The sequence below is a fragment of the Flavobacterium sp. Sd200 genome, from assembly GCF_009826935.1.
Lineage (GTDB): Bacteria > Bacteroidota > Bacteroidia > Flavobacteriales > Flavobacteriaceae > Flavobacterium.
This window is the reverse complement of record NZ_WUMN01000006.1, coordinates 142,988-166,769: the sequence shown is the minus strand read 5'-3', so window position 1 is coordinate 166,769 and position 23,782 is coordinate 142,988. Positions and strand designations below refer to the sequence as shown.

18 protein-coding genes are annotated in these 23,782 nt (G+C 41.8%); 7 read left to right on the top strand and 11 right to left on the bottom strand.

Annotation, left to right across the window (positions count from 1 at the left end):
* Positions 1-61 precede the first annotated feature (61 nt).
* From mfd to GR160_RS15665, 4 genes are all read right to left on the bottom strand, one after another.
* Positions 62-3,388 carry a transcription-repair coupling factor gene (mfd, locus tag GR160_RS15680; RefSeq protein WP_370519229.1) on the bottom strand — a complete coding sequence of 1,109 codons (3,327 nt, stop codon included), beginning with the start codon at positions 3,386-3,388 and terminating at the stop codon, positions 62-64.
* Between the two features lie 29 nt (positions 3,389-3,417).
* Positions 3,418-4,116, bottom strand: a complete 699-nt coding sequence (locus GR160_RS15675) for a hypothetical protein (RefSeq protein WP_160750835.1) — start codon at positions 4,114-4,116, stop codon at positions 3,418-3,420.
* Between the two features lie 295 nt (positions 4,117-4,411).
* On the bottom strand, positions 4,412-6,451 hold the full coding sequence (locus GR160_RS15670) for a site-specific recombinase (protein WP_160750834.1): 2,040 nt from the start codon (positions 6,449-6,451) through the stop codon (positions 4,412-4,414).
* A 111-nt stretch (positions 6,452-6,562) separates the two neighbouring features.
* Complete coding sequence (locus tag GR160_RS15665; RefSeq protein WP_160750833.1) at positions 6,563-7,279, bottom strand: hypothetical protein; 717 nt, start codon at positions 7,277-7,279, stop codon at positions 6,563-6,565.
* A gap of 90 nt (positions 7,280-7,369) precedes the next feature.
* On the opposite strand from GR160_RS15665, the gene GR160_RS15660 reads away from it, so the two are divergent.
* Positions 7,370-7,840, top strand: a complete 471-nt coding sequence (locus GR160_RS15660) for a CYTH domain-containing protein (protein WP_160750832.1) — start codon at positions 7,370-7,372, stop codon at positions 7,838-7,840.
* Positions 7,831-8,814 (top strand): YpdA family putative bacillithiol disulfide reductase, encoded by a 984-nt coding sequence (locus tag GR160_RS15655; protein WP_160750831.1) that lies wholly within the window; start codon positions 7,831-7,833, stop codon positions 8,812-8,814. Before GR160_RS15660 ends, GR160_RS15655 begins: the two co-directional genes overlap by 10 nt.
* Positions 8,815-8,871: 57 nt before the next feature.
* Here the strand turns inward: GR160_RS15655 and GR160_RS15650 are convergent, their stop codons facing one another.
* From GR160_RS15650 to GR160_RS15630, 5 genes are all read right to left on the bottom strand, one after another.
* Entirely contained in the window at positions 8,872-9,774 is a 903-nt protein-coding gene (locus GR160_RS15650; RefSeq protein WP_160750830.1) for a histone deacetylase, read from the bottom strand.
* 6 nt (positions 9,775-9,780) lie between these two features.
* The gene (locus GR160_RS15645; RefSeq protein ID WP_160750829.1) at positions 9,781-10,416 is read right to left on the bottom strand and encodes a chloramphenicol acetyltransferase; all 636 of its coding nucleotides are present in this window, start codon (positions 10,414-10,416) and stop codon (positions 9,781-9,783) included.
* A 56-nt stretch (positions 10,417-10,472) separates the two neighbouring features.
* Entirely contained in the window at positions 10,473-11,852 is a 1,380-nt protein-coding gene (locus tag GR160_RS15640; protein ID WP_160750828.1) for a hypothetical protein, read from the bottom strand.
* 111 nt (positions 11,853-11,963) lie between these two features.
* The gene (gene metG, locus GR160_RS15635) at positions 11,964-14,096 is read right to left on the bottom strand and encodes a methionine--tRNA ligase (protein ID WP_160750827.1); all 2,133 of its coding nucleotides are present in this window, start codon (positions 14,094-14,096) and stop codon (positions 11,964-11,966) included.
* A gap of 146 nt (positions 14,097-14,242) precedes the next feature.
* Positions 14,243-15,835: a T9SS type A sorting domain-containing protein gene (locus tag GR160_RS15630; RefSeq protein ID WP_160750826.1), complete on the bottom strand. Its 1,593-nt coding sequence runs from the start codon at positions 15,833-15,835 to the stop codon at positions 14,243-14,245.
* A 180-nt stretch (positions 15,836-16,015) separates the two neighbouring features.
* Between GR160_RS15630 and GR160_RS15625 the strand changes: the two genes are divergently transcribed.
* Positions 16,016-16,975, top strand: a complete 960-nt coding sequence (locus GR160_RS15625) for an LD-carboxypeptidase (RefSeq protein WP_160750825.1) — start codon at positions 16,016-16,018, stop codon at positions 16,973-16,975.
* 1 nt (position 16,976) lies between these two features.
* Here the strand turns inward: GR160_RS15625 and GR160_RS15620 are convergent, their stop codons facing one another.
* Positions 16,977-17,438, bottom strand: coding sequence for an SRPBCC domain-containing protein (locus GR160_RS15620; RefSeq protein WP_160750824.1), 462 nt, complete (start codon positions 17,436-17,438; stop codon positions 16,977-16,979).
* Positions 17,439-17,545: 107 nt separating this feature from the next.
* On the opposite strand from GR160_RS15620, the gene GR160_RS15615 reads away from it, so the two are divergent.
* The 4 genes from GR160_RS15615 (at position 17,546) to GR160_RS15600 (ending at position 22,186) form a co-directional block, all read left to right on the top strand.
* Positions 17,546-17,905, top strand: a complete 360-nt coding sequence (locus tag GR160_RS15615; protein WP_160750823.1) for a YraN family protein — start codon at positions 17,546-17,548, stop codon at positions 17,903-17,905.
* A gap of 78 nt (positions 17,906-17,983) precedes the next feature.
* Complete coding sequence (locus GR160_RS15610; protein WP_160750822.1) at positions 17,984-18,646, top strand: aspartate kinase; 663 nt, start codon at positions 17,984-17,986, stop codon at positions 18,644-18,646.
* A 163-nt stretch (positions 18,647-18,809) separates the two neighbouring features.
* Positions 18,810-20,948 (top strand): M12 family metallo-peptidase, encoded by a 2,139-nt coding sequence (locus tag GR160_RS15605; RefSeq protein WP_160750821.1) that lies wholly within the window; start codon positions 18,810-18,812, stop codon positions 20,946-20,948.
* A 143-nt stretch (positions 20,949-21,091) separates the two neighbouring features.
* Complete coding sequence (locus GR160_RS15600; protein ID WP_160750820.1) at positions 21,092-22,186, top strand: MBL fold metallo-hydrolase; 1,095 nt, start codon at positions 21,092-21,094, stop codon at positions 22,184-22,186.
* Between the two features lie 3 nt (positions 22,187-22,189).
* Here the strand turns inward: GR160_RS15600 and GR160_RS15595 are convergent, their stop codons facing one another.
* A complete protein-coding gene (locus GR160_RS15595; RefSeq protein ID WP_160750819.1) occupies positions 22,190-23,674 on the bottom strand; it encodes a hypothetical protein in 1,485 nt (494 codons plus the stop codon).
* Positions 23,675-23,782 lie beyond the last annotated feature (108 nt).

The window sequence follows — 23,782 nt, the reverse complement described above, 5'->3', positions numbered from 1 at the left end:
TGCTTTGTCGTTCCTCCTCTCAAACACCTGAAAACTGAAAACTGCGACTGTAAACTAAACCCTACTCAAACACCATCAGCAAAGTATCGTAAGCTTTTTTAACCGTTTTAATGTTCTCAAAAGTAAGCAGCAGGCGCAGGCCGTTCTTGGTTTGTTTTTCTTTCATTTTGCTTAGCATAGGGTATTGCTGTACAAACTTAAGCACATTCCTGAACCCGGCCGACTGGTAGTAATCCGACTGCTGGTCTGACACAAAATAGCCTACCATTTTGCCCTGTTTCAGCACCAGTTTCTCAATACCCATTTTAGTGGCCAGCCATTTAATGCGCATACTTATCATTAGCGCCTGTGCAGGTTTAGGCAGTGGACCAAAACGGTCGATTAGTTTATTTTCAAAGGCAACAAGCTCTTCTTCGTTTTTAACGGCAGCGAGGTCGTTATACAGGTTGAGGCGTTCGGTAACGCTGTTTACATACTCATCGGGGAACAACAGTTCAAAATCGGTATCAATTTGCAGGTCTTTTACATACTCTTTTTCGGTATCGCCAGCCTCGTCTTCATACAGGTCTTTAAACTCATTTTCTTTAAGCTCGTCTATGGCTTCGTTCATTATCTTTTGGTAGGTTTCAAAACCTATCTCATTGATAAAACCGCTCTGCTCGCCACCCAATAAGTCTCCGGCTCCCCGAATTTCAAGGTCTTTCATGGCGATATTAAAGCCGCTGCCCAGTTCGCTAAACTGCTCCAGTGCCTGTATGCGCTTGCGTGCCTCTTCGGTCATGGCACTGTAAGGCGGGGTAATAAAATAACAAAATGCCTTTTTGTTGCTACGCCCCACGCGCCCACGCATTTGGTGCAGGTCGGATAACCCGAAGTTATTGGCATTGTTTATGAATATCGTGTTGGCATTAGGCACATCGAGTCCGCTTTCTATAATGGTTGTAGCAACAAGCACATCAAAATCACCCTCCATAAATGACAACATTAGCTCTTCCAGCTTTTTACCGTCCATCTGCCCGTGGCCTATGCCCACACGCGCATGCGGCACCAGGCGCTGTATCATGCCGGCTACTTCTTTAATATTCTCTATACGGTTGTGTATAAAATATACCTGCCCGTTGCGCTGGATTTCGTAAGCTATAGCATCACGAATAACCTCTTCGTTAAAGCCTACCACCTGGCTCTCTATAGGGTAGCGGTTAGGCGGCGGAGTGGTAATAACACTAAGGTCGCGCGCGGCCATAAGCGAAAACTGCAACGTTCTGGGTATAGGCGTTGCCGTTAGCGTTAGCGTGTCAATATTATGTGCTATGGTTTTAAGCTTGTCTTTTACGTTTACGCCAAACTTTTGCTCTTCGTCTACAATCAGCAGCCCCAGGTCTTTAAACTGAACACTTTTGTTAACCAGCTGGTGCGTGCCTATAAGTATGTCTACCTTGCCCTCCGCAAGCTGCGCAAGCGTTTCTGATTTTTGTTTTGCCGTACGGAAACGGTTAAGGTAGCTCACCGTTACCGGCATGTCTTTTAGTCGCTCCCTGAATGTTTTATAATGTTGAAATGCCAGTATGGTTGTAGGTACTAACACCGCCACCTGCTTGCCGTTGTCTACTGCTTTAAAGGCAGCACGTATGGCTACTTCAGTCTTGCCAAAGCCCACGTCGCCACACACCAGGCGATCCATAGGGCGGTCGCTTTCCATGTCCTGCTTTACATCTCGGGTGGCGGTCATTTGATCCGGCGTATCTTCATAAATAAAAGACGATTCCAGCTCGGCCTGCAAATAGCTATCGGGTGCATATTTATAGCCTTTTTCCAGCCTGCGCTTGGCATAGAGCTGAATAAGGTTAAACGCAATGTGCTTAACCCGTGCCTTGGTTTTTTGCTTAAGAGCTTTCCAGGCACCGCTACCCAACTTGTATATTTTGGGTGGTGCACCGTCTTTACCGTTGTATTTAGATATTTTGTGCAGCGAGTGTATGCTTACATACACTATATCATTATCGGCATACACCAGCTTTATGGCCTCCTGCGTTTTGCCCTCAACCTGAATTTTCTGCAAACCACCAAACTTGCCTATACCATGGTCTATGTGCGTAACATAGTCGCCTACCGAAAGCGAGTTAAGCTCTTTAAGCGTAATTGTCTGCTTTTTAGAATACCCGTTTTTGATGCTGAATTTGTGGTAGCGCTCAAAAATCTGGTGGTCTGTATAGCAAACCATCCTGTTCTCCTCGTCTATAAACCCTTCATAGATAGGGAAAACAATGGTTTTGTACTGTTTGCGTATGTTTTCGTGACTGGCTTCGTCAAGGCTTTCAAAAATATCATGAAAGCGCGATGCCTGCGCCTCATTGGCACAAAAAATATAGTTCTTGTAGCCGTTGCTGTGGTTGTCACTCAGGTTGTTGAGCAGCAGGTCGAACTGTTTATTGAACGACGGCTGCGGCTGTATATAAAACTCAAACTCTTTTTGTGTCCTGAAAATGGCCTTGGTGCCCAGCTCCACCACGGTAAAATCGAGTGCTTTTTTTACAAAAGCCTGCTGGTTTACAAAAAGCTCATCGGGGGTAGCGTGCTTAATGTCTTTGCTCAGTTTATCAAAAGCTTCAACGGCCTTGCCAAACATCACATCGAGCTGAGATAATAACGCCTCAGTATTCTGGATGAAAATCACGGTGCGGTCGCTAATGTAGTCTAAAAAGCTTTCGCGCTTTTCGTTAAGCGTTTTGTTCTCTACATTAGGTATTACCGATATTTTTTTCTTTATTTCTAACGACAGCTGCGAGGCTACATCAAACGTACGGATGCTGTCTACCTCGTTGCCAAAAAACTCTATGCGGTAGGGGTTATCATTACTGAAAGAGAATACATCCACAATTCCCCCACGAACCGAAAATTCGCCCGGTTCGGTAACAAAATCTACCCTCCTGAACTCGTATTCAAACAATACCTCGTTAATAAAGTCGATAGAAACCTGGTCGTTAACCGCAATTTTTAGGGTGTTTTTGTCGAGTTCTTTTCGGGTAACCACTTTCTCAAAAATGGCTTCGGGATACGATACTATAATGGCAGGCTTTTTACGCGAGTTAATTCGGTTAAGCACCTCTGCACGAAGCAATACGCTGGCATTATCGGTATCTTCTATCTGGTATGGACGACGGAAAGATCCCGGATAAAACAATACATCTTCCTGCCCTACCATCTGCTCCAGGTCGTTAAGGTAATAGGCTGCCTCTTCCTTATCTTTAAAAATAAGTAAAAAAGGCAGTTCGCTTTCGCGGAAAAGCGGGTCGGCAACGAACGACAATGACGAACCCAACAACCCTTTTAGATGAAACTTGCCTTCGCGGGTGTGCAATGCAGCCGCAATTTGTTTAACCTTGGGCAGTTGCCCGTATATGTGTAATATTTCGTTTTTCAATTTTTTTGTTTAATAGATGTCCCATTTCCGGCAGGTGACGCCTGCGGCTGTGTGGGAGCGGGTTTTTGCCACGGTTTGGGTTCGTTGTCCTGTGGCTGGTCTAATTTTGGCATCATAGCATCGGGGTTGGCCATGCGGGTAGTGTCGAGCGCGCGAAGCATTTCTTCCTCACCCTGTTCTTTAGGTATTTCGCTAATGCGCACTATCTCGTCGAGCTGGTTTTGCAGGGCATCCATTTCGTGGGTAATTTCGCCAATAATGGCAATTACCTTTTTAGCCGGAATAGTCTCAATGCTCATGTAGGTGTACAGCGATTTTATTTTGGTAATAAGTACTCCCATACGGCTGCGCACCTGCGGTTTATTAAAAAACATAGGAATGTTATTCTTTAGCAAATCGGCTCTTTTAACCAGTGTTTTGGTTTTTTGCAGATAGGCATTTTTTGCAGTACCCGCGGGTTTCTGGCGCAACTCTGTATTAAATTGTGCCCATTCGTTCCAACTGGTTATGCGCTCTGCCACTTTTTGTGTTGGGGCAGGCACATCAAACCTCCAGTTATCGCTGATGACTTTTATGATCGAATCGTTTTGTTTTTTAGCACGCTTTGTCTCGGCAATGCGCTGTTCTTCATCGTTACCGCATGATAAAACACACAAAGCCATACCCACAAAAAACAGTATTTTAAAGTATTTCATTTTCTTATAATTGCAGAGCAAATTTACAAATCTCAAGCCAAAGTTTTACAGCCTGTAAATGTATTCAGGATAAACAAACCATAAATTTTAGCCATGTCCCGATCGTATGCGAACTGGCGAAGCAATTACACAAATTGCCTAATAGTAATCTGCTTCTAATTGATTTTTAAAATCTCATTAATCTAACATTCCGAAATTTGTGAAAATTAGTGTAATTCGTGTCTAAATTTCTATAAAACGCATATTATGCATTTGCCTGCAAATGTATTTGGAAAATTGCAACCGCCGCAGCGCATTATTTGGCAGCCCTGAAATTTGGAAAGAAAAACGAACCCGGCTTTTTCTTAAAATACGACCATATGGCTTTTGATATTGGCCGAAGTTCGGACAGCGGAATATTTCGGGAACGGAATGCCAGTCCCATAGACAAGCCAAAACTAACCAAAAAGTTAACCAGGCCTATTACGCCAATACCTATTATTCCCCACACGATCATATCGGTAGAAACATTGTAGTTAGCACCATACAGCCCAAGAGCAAGGTTGCCGCTGGCAAAGGTAATGTGACGAATGTCGAGATCCAGCCCTAAAAAGAAACCTATAGATGCCGTGCTGCCCATAAAAACCCCAAACCAAAAGTTAGACACCACACCTGCATATTTTTGCTCATACAGTTTGGCAAACTTTTGCGCCTTTATGCGCCCAAAACTTTTTTTAAGCAACGGGTGTTCCTGTATGCGATAGTACACATGGCGGTATTTATCGCGGTTGGCAACACTGCCCGCAATAATGCCCGAAAGGAACAGGAATACCCCTGCTATAGCAGAATGGAATATAGCCGGCGAATGCACGGGGCTAAGGTCTTCCATTAAATGGAACCACTTTGTAAGAGCTATATTGTAGTTAAAGATCCTGTCTATGGCCCAAATGCCCAGCAAAGACACCGGAAAGGCCACAATAACGTTACCCACAAAGGCAATAAACTGCGAACGGAATACACGCGCAAAGAATATCGCGAACGAAAGGTGGCCTTCCTCCTCCCCTTCCTGCTGCATTTTGCGGCTTTTTTCGAGGGCACGCACCAGTGCCGATGCCGTCATGGCAGGCTGTTTGGTAGCCAGTGTAAATCCAAGCACATATATGGCAATAAAACCAAATGCATAGTTCATGCTGTAATAAAACGCATGCCCAAAGGCGCTGGTATCTATTTTAGAGAGCAGCACTTTTATAATACACAATATGCCCACTATAATACCGCCACCGGAAGCATTCCAAAACATCCGGAAATACTCTTTACGGTCTTTGGTAATGTAGTGCTCGCCCGTGTCGGCGGTATGCTGTGTAATTTCGTAAGATATAAGCTGTGTACTCTCGTTTATCAGTTTGCGAACATTGTTTTTATCGCAGTTGTAGGTAATAAGATTGAAAGCCAGCGATATGGTATCTTTTTTTGCACCATCGGTTTCGTCTATAACCAGCAGCGGAAGCAGCACGGCAATACGGTCGAGCTGCTGGCGGATGCGAAGCAGGCTTTGATTTACGCGGATAGATATACCATATTTTTCACTGTTCTTAAAGGCTGCCTTTACATAATCGGCACACTGACCACGCAGCACAAGCAGCTGGCGGTAACCAATATCATTTGGCGATACATATTTGCGGTTTTCTTCCAAAAGCTTTTGCGACATGGCAGCAAATTCTTTTTGCAGGGCAAGGAACGGGCTTTCGAGGTTTTCATATTCGGGCACCATTTGTATAACCTCGCTCTCCAGCGCACGGCCTGTAATACGGTTTATAAGAACCTCTATGGCAAAGACCAGTTCGGCAAGCGGACTGTTGCTTTCGGCAGAATCATACAGGGTTCGGAATTTCAGCAAATCGAAAAGTTCTTCGAGTTGTTCCTGCGGAATGGTGTTTATCCAAACGGGATCTGTCTTTACATAAAACACCTGGTTAAGAACATACTCCAAAGTATCTTTTAATGGCTGGTCCGGCAATAGTTTAGCAAACAGCCTCTTGCGTACTTCGAAGAAAAAAACGGCATCGGTCAATATACCGGCATCAGTAAGTATATGGCTGAATTTTTTATCGCTTAAAATTCCTTTTAAGTATAACGACAGCCCATTGCAATAGCGATCATTTTCGGTAAGCAGTTGCAATAGCTCTTTAAGGCTAACCTGTGGCACGGCATTAACATCGCGCGGGCGAAAAAACGCCACAAGTTCCGTCAGCAGGTCGGTATCATCGGCTTTATATTCCCAAAGGCTGTTCTCGTCAAAATTAAGTTTGAAGAAATCGGACAGGGTAATAACAGCTTTGGTTTTACTAAACTTCATGGGGCAATATCGGGGTTACAGTGTAAAAATACAAATTGAAGTTTAGTTAGCAGTACAATGGTGCTATTTTAATATAGGTTTGGGAGGGGGAACAATCTATATACACAGCCTTCATCGCATCCAACCTTCAATTTTATAATTTTTTTGAAGCAACTTATAATCGCCCTTACCGCTTGCTGGCTTAAACCACACTTCAATTCTTGCGCCATAAGGTTGTCCCCAATCTCCTTCGTAAATGGTAAATTCCTGATCATATACTTTATATAATCCTTTATCTACTTTAATAGCAGATCGTTGTTTTAACCGTTCGGCTGAAAGTGGATCATTTTGAGTGATCTCAAAAGCTTTGAGATATACAGTGCCTTTTTCTTTGGGTTTGAACCAAAAGTAATATTTATAGATACCTGGCTGAAAAGAATTAACAAGCACAAACTTTAAATTATAAGGGCGTGAATTTTGAAGGGCAATTTCATCCTCTATACCATTTTTAAAATCTATTGGTTTTTCTAATTTAACATCAGTAGGCAATTCTAACCCATTAGCATAAAAATCCTCTGATAAATAAAGAAGAAAAAATGAAAGTGAATTAAATATGATAATAGCAGCAATAATTTGTACTATACTTATAAGCCAATTTCTCTTAAAAAGTTGTACAATAGCTGAAATAAAAACAGATAGGATTGATGCTGTTATCAATCCTATACTGGCCTCGAAAAAAAGTTCTCGCCGAATGATTGTTAGTGCAATTATGAAAATAAAAAATGACAATAGAAATCCGATTGCACTATACCACCATTTAGCAAAATAATCGAAAAAGTACTTTTTCATTTTTAAACCCGGTATATAGAATTTACTGGCTAAAAATACAAAATCCCTCCACACAATTCCGTAACTTGCCACTACATTTTTTAGTACACAATGATAGAGACAGAACGCAAGTTTTTAGTGCTTAACGATAATTACAAACACGAAGCTTTTGTGCAAAAACGCATAGTGCAGGGCTATTTAAGTTCGGTTCCGGAGCGCACGGTGCGTGTGCGCATTAAAGGCGAACAGGGATTTTTAACCATAAAAGGCAAAAGCAACGAGAGCGGCACCAGCCGTATGGAGTGGGAAAAAGAAATAACCGTTGCTGATGCAGAACAGCTTTTAGCCTTATGCGAAAAAGGCGCTATTGACAAAATTCGCTACGAGGTTAAAGCAGGCAACCACATATTTGAAGTGGATGAGTTTTTTGGCGACAACGCCGGACTTGTTATTGCCGAGGTGGAGCTGGCTGAAGAAAATGAAGCTTTTGAAAAACCCCTGTGGCTGGGCGAAGAAGTAACCGGAAGCGAACGTTACTACAATGCCTACCTTAGCCGAAACCCTTACAACACATGGCAGTAAAAGATACTTTATTTGACGTTATAATTGTAGGCGGCGGCCCCATTGGCATGGCCTGTGCAATAGAAGCGCAGCAAAAAGGCCTGAGCTACTTAATACTCGAAAAAGGCGCGTTGGTAAACAGCCTGTTTAACTACCCGCTGTACATGACGTTTTTTTCTACTGCCGAAAAGCTGGAAATTGGCAACATTCCGTTTAACTGTATTGCCCCAAAACCCGGCCGCCAGGAGGCATTAGAATATTATCGCAACATACAGAGGCACTTTAACCTCAACATAAAATTGAGCGAAAAAGTGCTTTCTATAAACAAACAGGAGTCCGGATTTTTTATAATACACTCTGACAAAGGATGGTATAGTGCCAATAACGTGGTTATTGCCACCGGATTTTATGACATTCCGGTTTATATGGATGTTCCTGGCGAAAACCTGCCCAAGGTGCGCCACTACTATCAGGAAGCACATGAGTATGCTTTTAGAAAAGTGGTGGTGGTGGGAGCCAATAACTCATCGGTAGATGCGGCACTGGAATGCTGGCGCAAGGGAGCTGAGGTTACTATGGTTATTAGAAAAGACCAGATAAACGATCGGGTAAAATATTGGGTAAAACCCGATATTGAGAACCGCATTGCCGAGGGTAGCATTAAAGCGTATTTTTATTCTTCGATAACTGAAATACGTGAAAATGAGGTGGAAATATTTACACCAAACGGCACAGTTACAATAGAAAATGATTTTGTGCTGGCCCTGACGGGCTACCGTCCTGATATTGATTTCCTTAAAAAATCAGGCATTGCTGTTAGCGATGACCTGCTTTGCACCCCACAATACAACCCCAAAAGCATGGAAACTAACGTTGCCGGATTGTATTTGGCAGGCGTGGTTTGCGGTGGTATGGAAACCCACAAATGGTTTATAGAAAACTCCCGCGTTCATGCAGGGATGATAGTTACCGATATTCTTTCTAAACAGGTCTAAGGTATTTGGGTAATGGGTGTTGAGTGTTAGGTGTTTGTTGGGTATTTGACTGAATAACTATGGATATATTCCTGCGGCAACCCTATAGGTGTTGGTGTGTGCCTCTATTATGGTTTTAATATCGGGGCTGTAGCCGCCGCCCATGCTGCACTGCACGGGTATGCCCAGCTTGTGGCACAGGCTTAAAACTATGGCATCGCGCTCTTTGCAGCCATTAATACTGCAACCCAACTTGCCCAATTTATCGGTATCAAGTATGTCTACACCGCTCAGGTAAAAAACAAAGTCGGGTTTTTGAGTATCAATAAGTTTAGGCAACCTATCGCCCAGAATACTTAGATATTCGTCATCCCCGGTGTTATCTGGTAGGGCAATATCAAGGTCAGACACTTCTTTTTTAAACGGATAGTTGGTTTTACCGTGTATAGAAAAGGTAAACACCGCATTGTTTCGTGCAAATATTTCGGCAGTGCCATTGCCCTGATGCACATCAAGGTCTACTATCAATATTTTCTTTGCAAGTTTATTATCAAGCAGATATTGTGCAGCAATGGCTTGGTCGTTAAGCAGGCAAAAGGCTTCGCCGTGGGTGCTGTAGGCATGGTGGGTTCCGCCTGCAATATTAAAGGCAATGCCTGTTTGCAGTGCCACTTCGCTACCCCAAATGGTTCCTTGGGCAATACGCAGTTCACGCTCTACCAACTCCGCCGTTAACGGAAATCCTGTTTTTCGTGCTGCCCGGGGGTCTAGTGTAAGGTTGAGTAAATCGTCTACATAGTTTTTATGGTGCACTGCCATTATATGCTGCATATCGGGCAGGGCGGGCGTGTAAAAATCCTGTGTAGTAACAATGCCTTCGTGCAGTAACTGCTGTGGCAGCAACTCATATTTGAGCATAGGGAAACGATGCCCTTCCGGCAACGGGTGTTTGTATATGGGGTGGTAAGCTATGGGAAGCATTGTCAACTATATTTCACTATCCATAGCCTGTTGCAGTGCCTCATAAAAAAGCCCAACATGGTAACCATCCATAAGCCCGTGATGCACATGTACCGATACCGGCATTTTACGGTTTCCATTCTCTTCTATAGTTACTTTACCTACTGATATTTTAGGGCAACTATCAGGAAAAGTAAAACTGCGCGCATGCGACAGCGAGGTAAAATCCACCCACGGTAATGCCGAAAAATGGATAAGGTTATCGTGTTCGAACGTTCGGGTAAAAAGCCCCGGGGTATTTCGCACACGCTCTATTTCAGTTTGGGCTACGTCTGTAAAAAGATTAATATCTTCTTTAAAAGGAATGTATGAAAAACCAAAACTTTTATCCTCGCGCATTATGGTAGACGATACATCTACAACATCATGCACCACGACCTCATTGTTGGCAATTCGATATCTAAATGCCTCTATACTGTTAACCGCCATCAGTGTTTTATGCAGGTAATAAATAAAAAACGGAATCCCTTTTTGCTTAGCTGCAATGTAGGCTTTAGTAACATCTACAGTGGCTACAAGCCCAAAAAAAGGCTCGTCGAATTTACTGAAAAATTCAAAGTGTTCTTTACGTGGCCAGGTATCAAGGTTTAGTTTAACAGGCATTTGTTTCAAAAATTAATCCTGCAAAGGTAACCATTGCTAAAAAAACGAACGGGCTCTTATCTCACAAAATCGTCTTCAAACCTCAACAGGACATATTTCTTTTGGCGGGCATCATAAAAACCCAAAACATAATAATAATCGTACTTAAAAATACTTTGAAATGATATACTGCGCTCATTTTGTGCCATAAACTGTCCCATATAATCAGCGGCAAGTCTTTGCTGGGGTACATCTTTATGAACAAAACCATCATCAAAAAGACTTTCAAAATAAACCGTTTGCACCTCGGGAGGAAACATGTCGGACGGGTCTATGCCTGCATCACTCAAGCCCATTATATATCCGGAAGAAGCTATATAGCGCACAGCACCTGCCACAACAAGCAAGTCATTTGGAGTTCTGTAAACCGATATTGCGGCATTGCCGCTGTTGGCCCTGCGGAGAAATTTTTTAGTATCCTTGATCTCGATCTGCCTATCAGTTTGTAACAATAAAGGCGAGTTTTTAAATGCAATGGCCTCCTCTGCCTCAACCTTTAAGATCTTTGTTTGCGAAACAGAATCGAGCCCGGTACATGAGAGCACCAGTTCGTCTTTATTGAGTGCAAGCTGATAGAGCTGCCCATACAGCATAAAAGAATTTGTTTTAGCATCATTTAAGGCTGTTTGAGAAACTTTTTTCTCTGCAATAGTAAATGTATCGGTATCTATGGAAATTATTTGTGTAAACGCCGGATTTTGGTCGAATGTAAAAACAATGGCTTTGTTGCTGACATAAAACTTTAACTTTGCAGCAACATCGGGCAACTGCATGTAACTGTTCTCATCTGTTTTTTGCAGTGGATAGCTTTCCAGCAGCCTGTTAAAACTTATTGGCCTGTCTTTTGCATCGGTAAAATTGAATTTAGAGAAATCAAGCGTGCGCTGTATATATTTGCCCTCGTTAAAAATATAAAACTTTAACCTAGAGCCAAGCTTGGGCAATGTAACTATATAAAATGAATTGTTTTCGCTAAAGGTCGTCAGTATCTCTTCGTCCTTAAACGGAAGTTCATAAAAATAATCACTTACCTTTTTCGTCTCAAAATCGAAATAAACTTCCTGTATTTTTTTGTAATCGCGGCCTACCCAGTATACAGACGGTTGTCCATTTGCACTATAACTATAGCCTGCCATTTGGTTATACTCATAAATATCAGGCCTGTCTGCCACAAGACTATCGGCATAATACAGCACACTGGTGTAGCGCAGGGCCGTTAGTGTTATTTTATCTGCAGCAAAAACCGTAAGCCCACGGGCACTGGCCTTTGGTGCTGTCAGTATCTCATGATACATCTCCCCTCTTTTAAGGTCGAGGTTATGTTCAGACAGTAAACTTTGACCAAACACCACGCTGTGGATAAACACGAATAAAGGAAGTATTTTTTTAAGGATCATAGCCCGCTAATTTTTAGTTTAAGTTAGCAATTTTTGAGCCAGAAAAAACCTAAAATAAGAAATGCGTGATTTAGACTAAATCACGCATTTCTTATTTTAATAGTATTATTATTAACTAATCACTACACCGTTATCAACGCCCTCAGCATCCGGGTTAATAAACACCAGTTTGCCTTCGGCATTTTGGGTCATAAGTATCATTCCCTGGCTTTCTACACCACGCAGGTTGCGGGGGGCAAGGTTAACCAGTACGCTAACGCGCCTGCCAATAATTTCTTCGGGCTTAAAGCTTTCGGCAATGCCGCTCACAATAGTGCGCACATCAATGCCTGTGTCTACCTTAAGTACTAAAAGCTTATTTGCTTTTGGCATTTTTTCGGCTTCAAGAATAGTACCCGTACGGATATCCATTTTGGCAAAGTCGTCATACTGTATAAGCTCTTTTTGAGGCTCAGCAGTTTTGGTAGCGGCCAGGTTAGCAGTTTTGGTAGCTTCCAGCTTATCTATCTGTTTCTGAATTTCTTCATCTTCAATTTTAGCAAACAACAGTTCGGCCTGGCCTATCAGGTGGTTGGCAGGTAAAAGTTCGTGTTTAACAGCAACATCGTCCCACACAGTTTTGTGCGAAACTTTGGCATCGTTAGCGCTTAATGTCTCATCAACAATACCTAATGTTATAACCGATTCCGGTCTTTCATCCAGCTTTAAAATACCTTTAAGCTTAGCCGCAGTAAACGGCAGGAAAGGTTCGCTCAATACTGCCAATGCAGCCGCTATTTGCAGGGCTACATACATCTGGGTTTTTACGCGCTCCTCATCGGTTTTGATCATTTTCCAAGGCTCCTCGTCGGCAAGATACTTGTTGCCTAGGCGCGCAAGGTTCATAAGTTCGGTAAGGGCTTCCCTAAAGCGGTAGCGCTCTATAGAACTTGCAATCACGGCAGGGTAGGCACGCATTTCGGTCAGCGTAGCCTCATCTACAGCGCTAAAAGCATTAGGCTGGGGCACTACTCCGTTGTAATATTTATTGGTAAGCACAACCACACGGTTTATAAAGTTACCAAAAATGGCAACCAGTTCGTTGTTGTTGCGTGCCTGAAAATCTTTCCATGTAAAATCGTTATCCTTCGTTTCCGGTGCTGTGGCGGTAAGAGAGTAGCGCAGTACATCCTGCTGATCCGGGAAATCCTGTAAATATTCGTGCAACCACACCGCCCAGTTTTTAGATGTAGAAAGCTTGTTGCCTTCAAGGTTAAGGAACTCGTTTGCCGGAACGTTATCGGGCAAAATGTAGCTGCCCTCTGCTTTAAGCATGGCAGGGAATATTACACAATGGAACACAATATTGTCTTTACCTATAAAGTGCACCAGCTTAGTGTCATCGCTTTTCCAGTATGGTTCCCAATCCTTTCCTTCTCGCGCAGCCCATTCTTTGGTAGACGATATATAACCAATAGGCGCATCAAACCAAACGTAGAGTACTTTACCTTCTGCTCCCTCTACAGGTACAGGAATACCCCAATCAAGGTCGCGCGTAACGGCACGGGGTTTAAGCCCATCGTCTAACCACGATTTTACCTGACCAAAAACGTTTGGTTTCCAGTCGTTCTTGTGGCCTTCCAATATCCATTCGCGAAGAAATGCATCATACTGGTCTAAAGGCAAAAACCAGTGTTTGGTGCTTTTTAATACCGGCGTGCTTCCGGTAATGGTACTCTTAGGGTTTATAAGGTCGGTTGCGTTAAGCGATGTTCCACAGCGCTCGCACTGGTCTCCATAAGCCTCTTCGTTAGCACATTTAGGACAGGTGCCAATAACAAAACGATCGGCAAGGAACTGGTTTGCCTCTGCATCATAAAGCTGCTCGGTTACTTCTTCTATAAACTGGCCTGCATCATACATTTTTTTAAAGAATGCCGATGCTGTATCATGGTGCACCTTTGCAGAGGTGCGCGAATAATTATCAAAAGATATCCCAAAATCTTCAAAGCTCTGTTTGATTATCGCATGGTATTTATCAATTACTTCCTGCGGGGTAATGCCCTCTTTTTTAGCCTTCATAGATATGGCTACACCGTGCTCGTCGCTTCCGCAAATAAAGGCAACATCGCGCCCCTGCAATCTAAGGTAGCGTGAGTAAATATCTCCGGGTACATACACACCTGCAAGGTGCCCAATGTGTATAGGACCGTTAGTATAAGGCAGTGCAGCAGTAACTGTATAGCGTTTTGGGTTTTGTGACATTGTTTGCGTATTGATTTTACAGGCAAAAGTACGAAATATTACGCTAATAATTTTCGCTGCGCAAAAAGCCTATTTGTTAAATGAATTGCATAAAAAAATCCCGGCTGCATAACAAAGCCGGGATATAATAAAATTATTTGAACTGATTATTTTTTTACAACTCTTGCTGTTTTAGTGCCATTAGCGGCTTCGACATTTACAAGATAAGTGCCATTGGCAAGGCTGCCCATATTTACAACCGCATTGGTCGTATTTACTTTAAGGTTTATGAGCTCCTGGCCTAAAAGTGTAAGCACTTTAACCGATGTAATATTACTGTTACCCGAAATATTTAAAACATCGGTAACCGGATTAGGATAAGTACTAAACTGGAAAGTATCGAAATCGTTAGTACCTAATACAACAACCGTTACAGATACAGCATGTATACGGGTACTGGCACATCCATTTATTGTTTGTGTGGCATAATAGGTAGCACCATCAATAAGCGGTGTTTCCGGGTCGAGCGCATTTATACCTGCCTGTGCATCTTCGGCAGATTCATACCATTGCACGTTAGTGCCGGTAACATGTATGTGTAGCACCCTTGCCACAACACCTTGCGGCGATGTCATGGTTTGGTCTGTAGCTCCTGTAGGTGGTGGCGGAATGTCAGAAATATCTATTGTGAAACTCTGCTGTGCGCTACAGCCCTGTGCACTAACGTACACATACACTGTTGTATCTACCTGTATAACTGTCCCTGCAGGTATCATTGTTCCGCCACCATCTGGAAGTGTGTAATAATCTCCTAAATCCAAGTCGGGAAGTATATAATTTCCGCAGGCATTTACATCTGCAAATGCAGGCAGTGCAATTTCGGTAAATGTTACAGTAACTGGCGTCCTGATGATACTTTCACACCCATCAACCACCTGTGCCGCATAATAAGTCATATTATTTACTAACAGCTCGTTTCCATTGAGTGGGGTATTAATTGTTGGAGTTTCGTACCATAAAACAGGATTATCTGTAGCTTGCAGTGCACTGTTAAGGCTGTTAACCACAGAAGACGAACAAAATACAGGCATTACATCTGCCAAAACCGGAGGCACATTAGAAATGGCTATTTCCACAGCTTCTGTAGTAGTAGATAGATTGCCTGCCGCACAGGTAATAACCGCCCTGTAAACAAACGTTTCGCTTACATTTACAGTATGTGTAGGATTAGTAGCTCCATCAATATTTATAAAAAAGCCATTAAAACCTGCATATTGCCATTGTATCAGTTCGCCATTATTGTATGTGGTGCTTAAACTAAGCTGAACATTTGTACCACTGCAAACAGATGTCGATGTTGCTAAAACAGTGGCCATTTCGGGTGCAGTTTCGCAGGCTATGCCGCTGCATGGTTCTCCCGAAGCCTCTATCCTTACAGATGAGCTATAGGTAGGCTGTCCTGCGCCGTTACACCTAATGGTACACCTGTACCAGGCAATTCCATTATGAGCCCTGCTAAGTGTAGGCCCTGTTTGCCCGGCAATATCAAAAAACTGACCGCCATTAGGCGAGTTTTGCCATTGGTAAGTATAAGATGCATTATAGCCTGTACTTAAAGACAACTCTACTGTTCCGGTAAGACATATTGAGGTAGATTCTGCAACAACATCAGATGGCGGAGGCGGGCTGATGCATTGCGAATTTGCCTCGTGCCCTAATAGCAGTGCCAGCATAAAAACAATAGCGTAAAGATTTTTCATAATGTTTATTGTTAATATTTATAGCTTACAATATAACATTTAATCACATTGAATAAATAGGGCTACAACGATTTAACACATTTTTTATGTGATTTGATTTATAATTTTATGAGGATATACGCATAAAGTAAGAAATGATTATGTTTGTTCCTGAGAAGATATAATACAATGCATAAACAAATGCGGTTTTTAGTTACAATGGCTTTTTTGCTTGTAATAACACAGGCTGGGGCACAATCTACCCTCAAAATACCGCCTTATTTAAAAAAGGGCGACACTATAGGCATATTAGCCACAGCCCGCAAAGTGAGCGACGGTCCTATAGAGCCTGCTATAAAATTGCTTAAAAGCTGGGGACTTAATGTTGTGGTGGGTAAAACAATTGGGCTGGACAACAACCAACTGGCCGGACAGGACTGGCAGCGCGCCACCGATTTGCAGGAAATGCTGGACGACCCAAAAATAAAAGCCATTTGGTGTGCTAAGGGCGGTTATGGCACCGTGCGAATTGTTGACCGACTTAACTTTACAAAATTTAAAAAGAAACCTAAATGGTTTATAGGCTTTAGCGATGCCACCGTGTTGCACAGCCATATTAACAACATGGATATTGCCACTATGCATGCTTTGGTAAGCATTAGTGTTGCACGGGCTACACCCGAGGCTATTGAGAGTTTTAGAAAAGCATTGTTTGGAGAAAAACTAAGCTACTCGCTGCCTGCACATGCTTACAATAAAACAGGAACGGCAACAGGAGAGCTGGTAGGCGGCAATCTTTCAGTATTGTACAGCATTATGGGAAGCGCATCTGAGGCAGATTATAAAGGCAAAATAATTTTTATTGAAGATCTGGATGAATATCTGTATCACATAGATCGTATGATGATGAACCTTAAACGCAACGACTATTTTAAAAATGTAAAGGGCATTATTGTTGGTGCGATGAGCAAAATGCGCGACAACGACATTCCGTGGGGGCACGATGCATTGCAGATAATTCAGGATATTACAAAAGAATACAACATACCCATTTGCTTTAACTTCCCGGCCGGGCATATTCAGGACAACCGTACACTGGTTTTTGGCAGGCAGGTAACACTTGCGGTATCTTCGACCGGAACTAAAGTAACTTTTAATTAGGTTATATATTGGCATTTGCATCAAAACGCCAGTCATAAGCACCTGGGCGCAGGTGTATGCCATATTCCAGCCAGGCTTTCATACACAATAAAAATCCTGCCCAGCCTTCGGTGTTGCCAATAGCCCATGCAAGTCCGCCCTCGGTAACAGGTTCGCTGCTTTCAGTTATCTTTATCACTGTAGACTGTTTGTAAGCTTTAAAAATTAATGTTACCTCGTGCTCATTACCCTCATGATCCCAGTAAAAAACAATTTTTTGGTTAGGCTCAACAGCACCCACACGCACAGGAAAACTGCCTTCAAACTCCGGGAAACTCCATTGCAGGGTTTGCCCCTGCTCCATCCTGCCTGATCCTTTAGATATAAAATAATTAGCCATTATGTTGGGGTTTATAACAGCTTCAAAAACTTTGTCTATAGGTTTATTTATTTGCAGGGCGGCTTTGGCTATAAGTGCATCCATAATTGTGATGTGTTGGTTATATTCAAATTTACAAAATATTGCCCCATTCAAAATATCTGCCATGCTGTTTAAAAATAGTTTAACTTAGATGCGCTACTTATCAAACAATGGCAGAACATAACGATTTAGGCAAACTTGGCGAAGAACTGGCTGTTGCTTTTTTAGAAAAGGCAGGGTATGATGTGCTCGAAACAAATTGGGTATATCAAAAAGCAGAAATAGACATTATTGCCCAAAAAGACAATATACTTGCAATTGTAGAGGTTAAAACACGCTCTACGGCTGATTTTGGCCTCCCACAGGATTTTGTAAAACCAAAAAAAATACAATTGCTGGTTAAGGCTGTAAATGAGTACATTATTATAAATGACCTTGATATTGAAGCACGGTTTGATATTATAGCCGTGCAGAAAAACGGGGACAGTTATGATATTGAGCATCTTGAAGACGCTTTTTATCATTTTTAAATTGTTAAATATTTAACAATTTGTTGAATTGTGTTATATTTGCTTCCCACAGAACAACAACAAACACAACTATTTAGCATGAAAACGATTTCGAGTGTAGTAGAGCACTACATTAAAACCAAGCCATTTTTACTGAGCGCCCTTTCGCAGGGAATTATTAACCTTACGTCGCTTGCCCGCAACATGATGCCCGAACTGGAACAGGAACTGGGCAAAGATGTAAAGCAGGGAGCTGTTGTTATGTCTTTAAAAAGACTTAGCGAAGACCTTGATTTCAGGGTTAACCACAAGATTGTTAAAGTTTTAAAAGCTATTGGCGAAATAACCGTAAGATCATCCCTTACTGATTATACTTTTGCCGTTTCTGACACTATCCTTAACAAACAGGCAGAGCTTATTACAAGCATTAATGCCAACCCCGATGTTTTTTATACCTCATCAAGAGGTGTAAACGAAACCAATATTGTGGTTAGCAATACCATGAGCAATGTGGTTGACCGTCTTTTTGCCGATGAAAAACTTATAGAGCGCAACAACAACTTAGCCTCTATAACAGTAAAACTGCCTAAAGATAATATATCTACTCCGGGGGTTTATTACTATATTTTCCAAAGGCTTGCCTGGGAGGGCATAATTATTGTAGAAGTTATATCTACCTCTTTTGAATTTACCATACTGGTAAGCGAGCAGGAAGTAGACCTTGCATTTAAAGTTATAAAAGACCTTAAAAGTCTTAACTAAATAGTTTACCTGCCGCATCATCTATAAAGGTTTCGGCAGGTTAAATTTTAAAATATAAGTTATACAGGCATTTTTAAAATGCTGTTAACCATCATTTTTTGTAACATTGTTTAACAATACATAAACATACTATGCGTTTTAGTTTTAAATTACCTTTTTATTCATGAAAAAAATTACTCTTCTAATAGCATTGCTAAGTGCTATGTCTTTTTACGGGCAACAAAAAATAGCCGCCCGTGTAAACGAACTTACAGAGGCTAAAACCCCCTTTAAAAGGGTAGAGCCACTTACTGTTTCTAACACTATTGACAGCAAAGCCGCATCTGTAGTTAATAATGCAACATTTGCCACATTAAACGAGCGTGTGCTTCAAAACATTGTTGCAAACAAGTATCCTTACATTGAACTTGGAATTCCTTATGATGGGAATACTATAAACGTTTTGCTTTATCGTGTAGAAATCACTACCAATGATTTCCATGTAGATACTGATAAACAATTAAATGCCGCTCAGGTAAAAGGAGTATTCTATCGTGGTATCATAAACGGAGATACTAACTCTTTGGCCTCGTTTAACTTCTTTAACTCAGAAATGAACGGTATAATATCTTCTGCAGAGCTTAATAACCTTGTAGTAGGCAAATTGCAAAAAGCAGGTAACGTATCTGATTATATTGTTTACAGCGATGCCCAGCTTACGGTTCCTTTTGATTTTTCATGTGGAATTTCTGACGGTGACGAACTTCCTGACAACCATGCGCGTATGCCGCAGGACGCACTTAGCGAGCGTTGTGTGACATTATATTTTGAACTTGATTATGATGCCTATATAGCTAACAACTCGAGTGTTGAAAATGCTACAAACTGGATTACATCTATATTTAACAACTCGCAAACACTTTTTGCTAATGATGGTATTACTACAGCATTACGATCTGTATTTGTGTGGACAGAAGAAGATGGTTACACCGGATCAAGCTCTTCCGATTATCTGGAGGCCTTTATTGTAAGACGTCCTGTTTTTGATGCCGATGTAGCCCAGTTTATTACTACAAACGGCGGTGGCCTTGGTGGGGTTGCCGGAGGCATCGGGAGTATATGTACTGCCAGAAACATGAGTTTTAGCGATGTTAACATGAGTTTTAGTAGTGTGCCTTCATATTCATGGACGGTTCAGGTAATAACTCACGAACTTGGCCACGTGTTTGGATCTCCTCACACGCACGGTTGTTACTGGAATGGAAATAACACTTCAATAGACGGTTGTGGTACAACAGCAGGTTTTGTAGAGGGCAACTGTGCAGTAGGGCCAATACCAACAAGTGGAACTATAATGAGCTATTGCCATCTTGTGAGCGCAGGGATCAATTTTACCAATGGATTTGGACCTCAACCTCTTGCAAGAATACTTGCTCATATAAACGCATCCCGATGCCTTGGTACAGACTGTATTACTACCTGTATAAATACTGTGACTTCTGTAGCGGTAAGCAGTACTTTAACATCGGTAACACTAACATGGGAAGACACAGGAAACGGCCCTTGGCAGGTTGCCAACACCAGTGTAAACGGCACGCCGATAAATTACAGGAGGGTAGATACAAACTCTATAACTATAGAGAACCTAACCCCAAACACTTACTACAGGTTTGGTATAAGGCCATTGTGTGATACCGGAATGCAGGGAGAGGCTTTGGTATTTAATGCAGCAACTTCTGCCGATTGGTGTTCAGGTGCTGTATTCTATGATACGGGAGGTGCATCAGAGAACTATCGTGACAGCCAGCGCGTAATACGCACACTTAAACCGGAAAATGCCAACGAAGTATATACAGTTACCTTTAATACTTTTAATACAGAGTCAGGCTTTGATATACTAAGTGTTTATAACGGCCCTAACACTTCATCTCCGCTTATCGGTTCTTACAGCGGTACAGAAATCCCTGGTCCGTTTACAAGCACAGCAGCGGACAGATCGCTTACGTTTGAGTTTATATCAGACCAAGGTACTGTAAGAGAAGGTTGGAGCGCAACTGTAACCTGTAGCACTGCGGGCTTAAAAGATAGTACTTTTGCTAACTTAGAGTATTATCCTAACCCGACAAACAATAATGTAACTGTATCATCTACAGAGGGTATAACCGGTATAACTGTTTACAATCTGGCAGGTCAGTTACTAATGGATAAAAAGGTGAGCGGCACTACTGCAGATGCTAACATTGCATCTTTTGCTAACGGCATTTATCTGTTTAAAGTTACTAACGGTACTAAAACAGCACATTTCAGGATAGTAAAACAATAATTTTGTTCTAAATCCAAATTAAAAAAGCAGGTCTACAAGACCTGCTTTTTTTGTTTTAGCATACACTAACTTTTTGTATAGGAGCACGTTTAAGTATGGCGGCATGAATTTTGCATACCTTTGTAAGATATTTATTCAACTCCATGAGGTTTCTTATTGTACTTGTGGTTATAGCTGTTAGCGTAACCCTTTTTTTATACCACCCAAAATTTGGCCGTAAACCCGGTGCAGGCAGGCTCAGTAAAATACAACAGGCATCGAATTATAAAGATGGGCAATTTCAAAATGAGCACTTTACACCCGATCTTGCCGAGGGAGCCACTTACTACAAAGTATTTACCAAATTCTTTTTTGGAAAGAGCAAAACCAACGCGCCTAAAAACCCGTTGCCATCTGTAAAAACAGATCTCAAAAATCTTAACCCTAACGAAAACATATTGGTATGGTTTGGGCATTCGTCTTACTTTATTCAGGCCGACGGCAAAACCATGCTGGTAGACCCTGTTTTTAGCGGTAGCGCATCTCCCATAAGTTTTACTACAAAGGCCTTTGCCGGATCTGATGCCTATACAACAGACGATCTTCCTGAAATTGATTACCTGTTCATTACGCACGATCATTGGGACCATCTTGACTATGAAACTGTGCTTAAGCTAAAAACCAAAGTAAAAAAGGTAATTACGGGTTTAGGTACAGGCGAACATTTAGAACGCTGGGGCTATGACCCTAAAATTATAAAGGAAGGCAACTGGCACGATGAACTGGTTTTAGACAACGGTTTTGTAGTGAACATTACTCCGGGCAGGCACTTTTCGGGCCGCGGATTAAAACGTAATACTGCGCTATGGGTGTCTTTTGTACTTCAAACACCATCATTTAAAATGTTTTTAGGCGGAGACTCCGGCTACGACACGCATTTTAAAGCTATAGGCAATGCTTTTGGCCCTTTTGATCTTGCATTGTTGGAATGCGGCCAATATAACGAATACTGGAAATACATACACATGATGCCCGAAGAGGTGGTTACTGCCGCACAGGATCTTAAGGCGCAAAACCTGATGCCGGTGCATTGGGCCAAATTTTCGTTAAGTGTGCACAGCTGGGACGAACCCATAAAACGTGTTACCAAAGAAGCCGAAAAACAAAACATGCCAACCACTACCCCAATGATAGGCGAAAAAGTAAACCTAAATGCCATCGGAAAAAAATATGACCATTGGTGGGAGGGTTTAGAATAACGTTCATGAATTCATGAGGATGAGCGTTTCATCATAGGGTGTTTTTTTAGTAAAACGTGCCTTAAGCCAGCCAATAAAACTCAACACAAAAATATCTTCCTGAGCCGGCGTATGCAACAATGCCTCTAAAGCCTGTTTAAAACGTGTTGTAGCCGTAATTTCGGGTTTCAGCACATAGTGTTCCAAAAGCAACACATAATCCATTACACGAGCCTCATTTACGTTGTTGAGGTATTTTTTATAACGCCGCTTAAAACTTTTAATGCGCGAAAGGGCAAGTTCGGTATTTTCAAACTGAATATGCATAAGTATTTCTACAAGGCATCTGCGAATGGCATAAAGCATTCCCAGTTTTTTTTCATACCAACTGTCGGTATGTTTATAATCCTTCATGTATTGGCTAACCGTCCGGTCTTCCTGCAAGAGGCAAAAAACAATAATGGCCAGGCGAATGTCGTGCACATCGCTCGCATCGGCTTTGTTGCCATGATCTTTTAGTGCTTTTTGGGCAATCGAAAGAGCCTCAATTGGGTAACCCCCGTAATTTTTAGTGAGCGATAGTATGAGAAAATAGCGCAGGCAGAAAAGTGAATAATACCTGCCGTTTTGCTCCCGCATTTGTTCGTGCATGGTTTGCAATACGGCTTCACTTTCGGCGAACCTGCGGTTGCGGAAGTGAATATTAGCCATAAAATACAAAATGTAAATGTGGTAATACAATTGGTTGCCTGCCGTATCCTGCCTTGCAGCAATAAAGCTATAGCTCTTTTGTACAAAAGGTTCTATCATGGCAAAGTTGCTGTTTAAAGACGCATATTCGTTAGCTATATACAGCATTTGATACAGTGATTTAAACGTAAGCACATCTTTTAAAGAGATAGTAAGCCTCTTAAGGGTACTCTTTATAAGATCTTTAAAAACAATTACTTTGCCTTTATACATAACATCGGCCAGCTCGTTCCTTAGCAGGGCATAGGCCATATTAAGCTTTTCTTCCTTTTGCATGTTTGCAGCGTTAGCTGTAAATTTTTCTATAAGTGCCTCAAGATTTACAAGCGGTTCGAGGTGTGAAAACTGTATTTGGGTATGATAAATTTCGTTAAGCAGGCTAAAATGCCCCAAGTCGTTAGCTTTAGCTTCTGCCTTGGCAAGACACTTAAAGGCAGCCTTTGTTAGTTTGTGCTCTAAAAAAAATCGGCTTACTACTAACAGGCGCAGTACCTCATGTGCTTCTCCGGTAGCATTAACAAACGTGCGGTTGGCCATAAAAGAAACCAGGTTGTCATACAACCGCTTGTTTAGCGCATGGTAGGCAGCATTATTGGTGCCGTAAATTTTATTTATGGTATTTATATCGTCAGTTTCAAGTAATCTGAACAATTTTAGGTTTTGAGTATCATTTCGCTTATTTTTTTGTTTAATGTAGTTTTCAAAATCCTTTTTATCAGATAAATTCATTAAACCAATAACTTCGCTTACCGCATTCATATCCTTTTATTTTAGAAAGAAATAAAGATATAAAATTACATTTTATATCGTCAGTTTTGTATGAATATTGGTTTTTATGGCTATACTTTTTGGCGGAGATTTGCCTCA

Coding starts and splice junctions, on each gene's coding strand:
- GR160_RS15675 (WP_160750835.1), bottom strand. CDS start 4,116: ATGAAATACTTTAAAATACTGTTTTTTGTGGGTATGGCTTTGTGTGTT.
- GR160_RS15670 (WP_160750834.1), bottom strand. CDS start 6,451: ATGAAGTTTAGTAAAACCAAAGCTGTTATTACCCTGTCCGATTTCTTC.
- GR160_RS15665 (WP_160750833.1), bottom strand. CDS start 7,279: ATGAAAAAGTACTTTTTCGATTATTTTGCTAAATGGTGGTATAGTGCA.
- GR160_RS15660 (WP_160750832.1), top strand. CDS start 7,370: ATGATAGAGACAGAACGCAAGTTTTTAGTGCTTAACGATAATTACAAA.
- GR160_RS15655 (WP_160750831.1), top strand. CDS start 7,831: ATGGCAGTAAAAGATACTTTATTTGACGTTATAATTGTAGGCGGCGGC.
- GR160_RS15650 (WP_160750830.1), bottom strand. CDS start 9,774: ATGCTTCCCATAGCTTACCACCCCATATACAAACACCCGTTGCCGGAA.
- GR160_RS15645 (WP_160750829.1), bottom strand. CDS start 10,416: ATGCCTGTTAAACTAAACCTTGATACCTGGCCACGTAAAGAACACTTT.
- GR160_RS15640 (WP_160750828.1), bottom strand. CDS start 11,852: ATGATCCTTAAAAAAATACTTCCTTTATTCGTGTTTATCCACAGCGTG.
- metG (WP_160750827.1), bottom strand. CDS start 14,096: ATGTCACAAAACCCAAAACGCTATACAGTTACTGCTGCACTGCCTTAT.
- GR160_RS15630 (WP_160750826.1), bottom strand. CDS start 15,835: ATGAAAAATCTTTACGCTATTGTTTTTATGCTGGCACTGCTATTAGGG.
- GR160_RS15625 (WP_160750825.1), top strand. CDS start 16,016: ATGCGGTTTTTAGTTACAATGGCTTTTTTGCTTGTAATAACACAGGCT.
- GR160_RS15620 (WP_160750824.1), bottom strand. CDS start 17,438: ATGGATGCACTTATAGCCAAAGCCGCCCTGCAAATAAATAAACCTATA.
- GR160_RS15615 (WP_160750823.1), top strand. CDS start 17,546: ATGGCAGAACATAACGATTTAGGCAAACTTGGCGAAGAACTGGCTGTT.
- GR160_RS15610 (WP_160750822.1), top strand. CDS start 17,984: ATGAAAACGATTTCGAGTGTAGTAGAGCACTACATTAAAACCAAGCCA.
- GR160_RS15605 (WP_160750821.1), top strand. CDS start 18,810: ATGAAAAAAATTACTCTTCTAATAGCATTGCTAAGTGCTATGTCTTTT.
- GR160_RS15600 (WP_160750820.1), top strand. CDS start 21,092: ATGAGGTTTCTTATTGTACTTGTGGTTATAGCTGTTAGCGTAACCCTT.
- GR160_RS15595 (WP_160750819.1), bottom strand. CDS start 23,674: ATGAATGCGGTAAGCGAAGTTATTGGTTTAATGAATTTATCTGATAAA.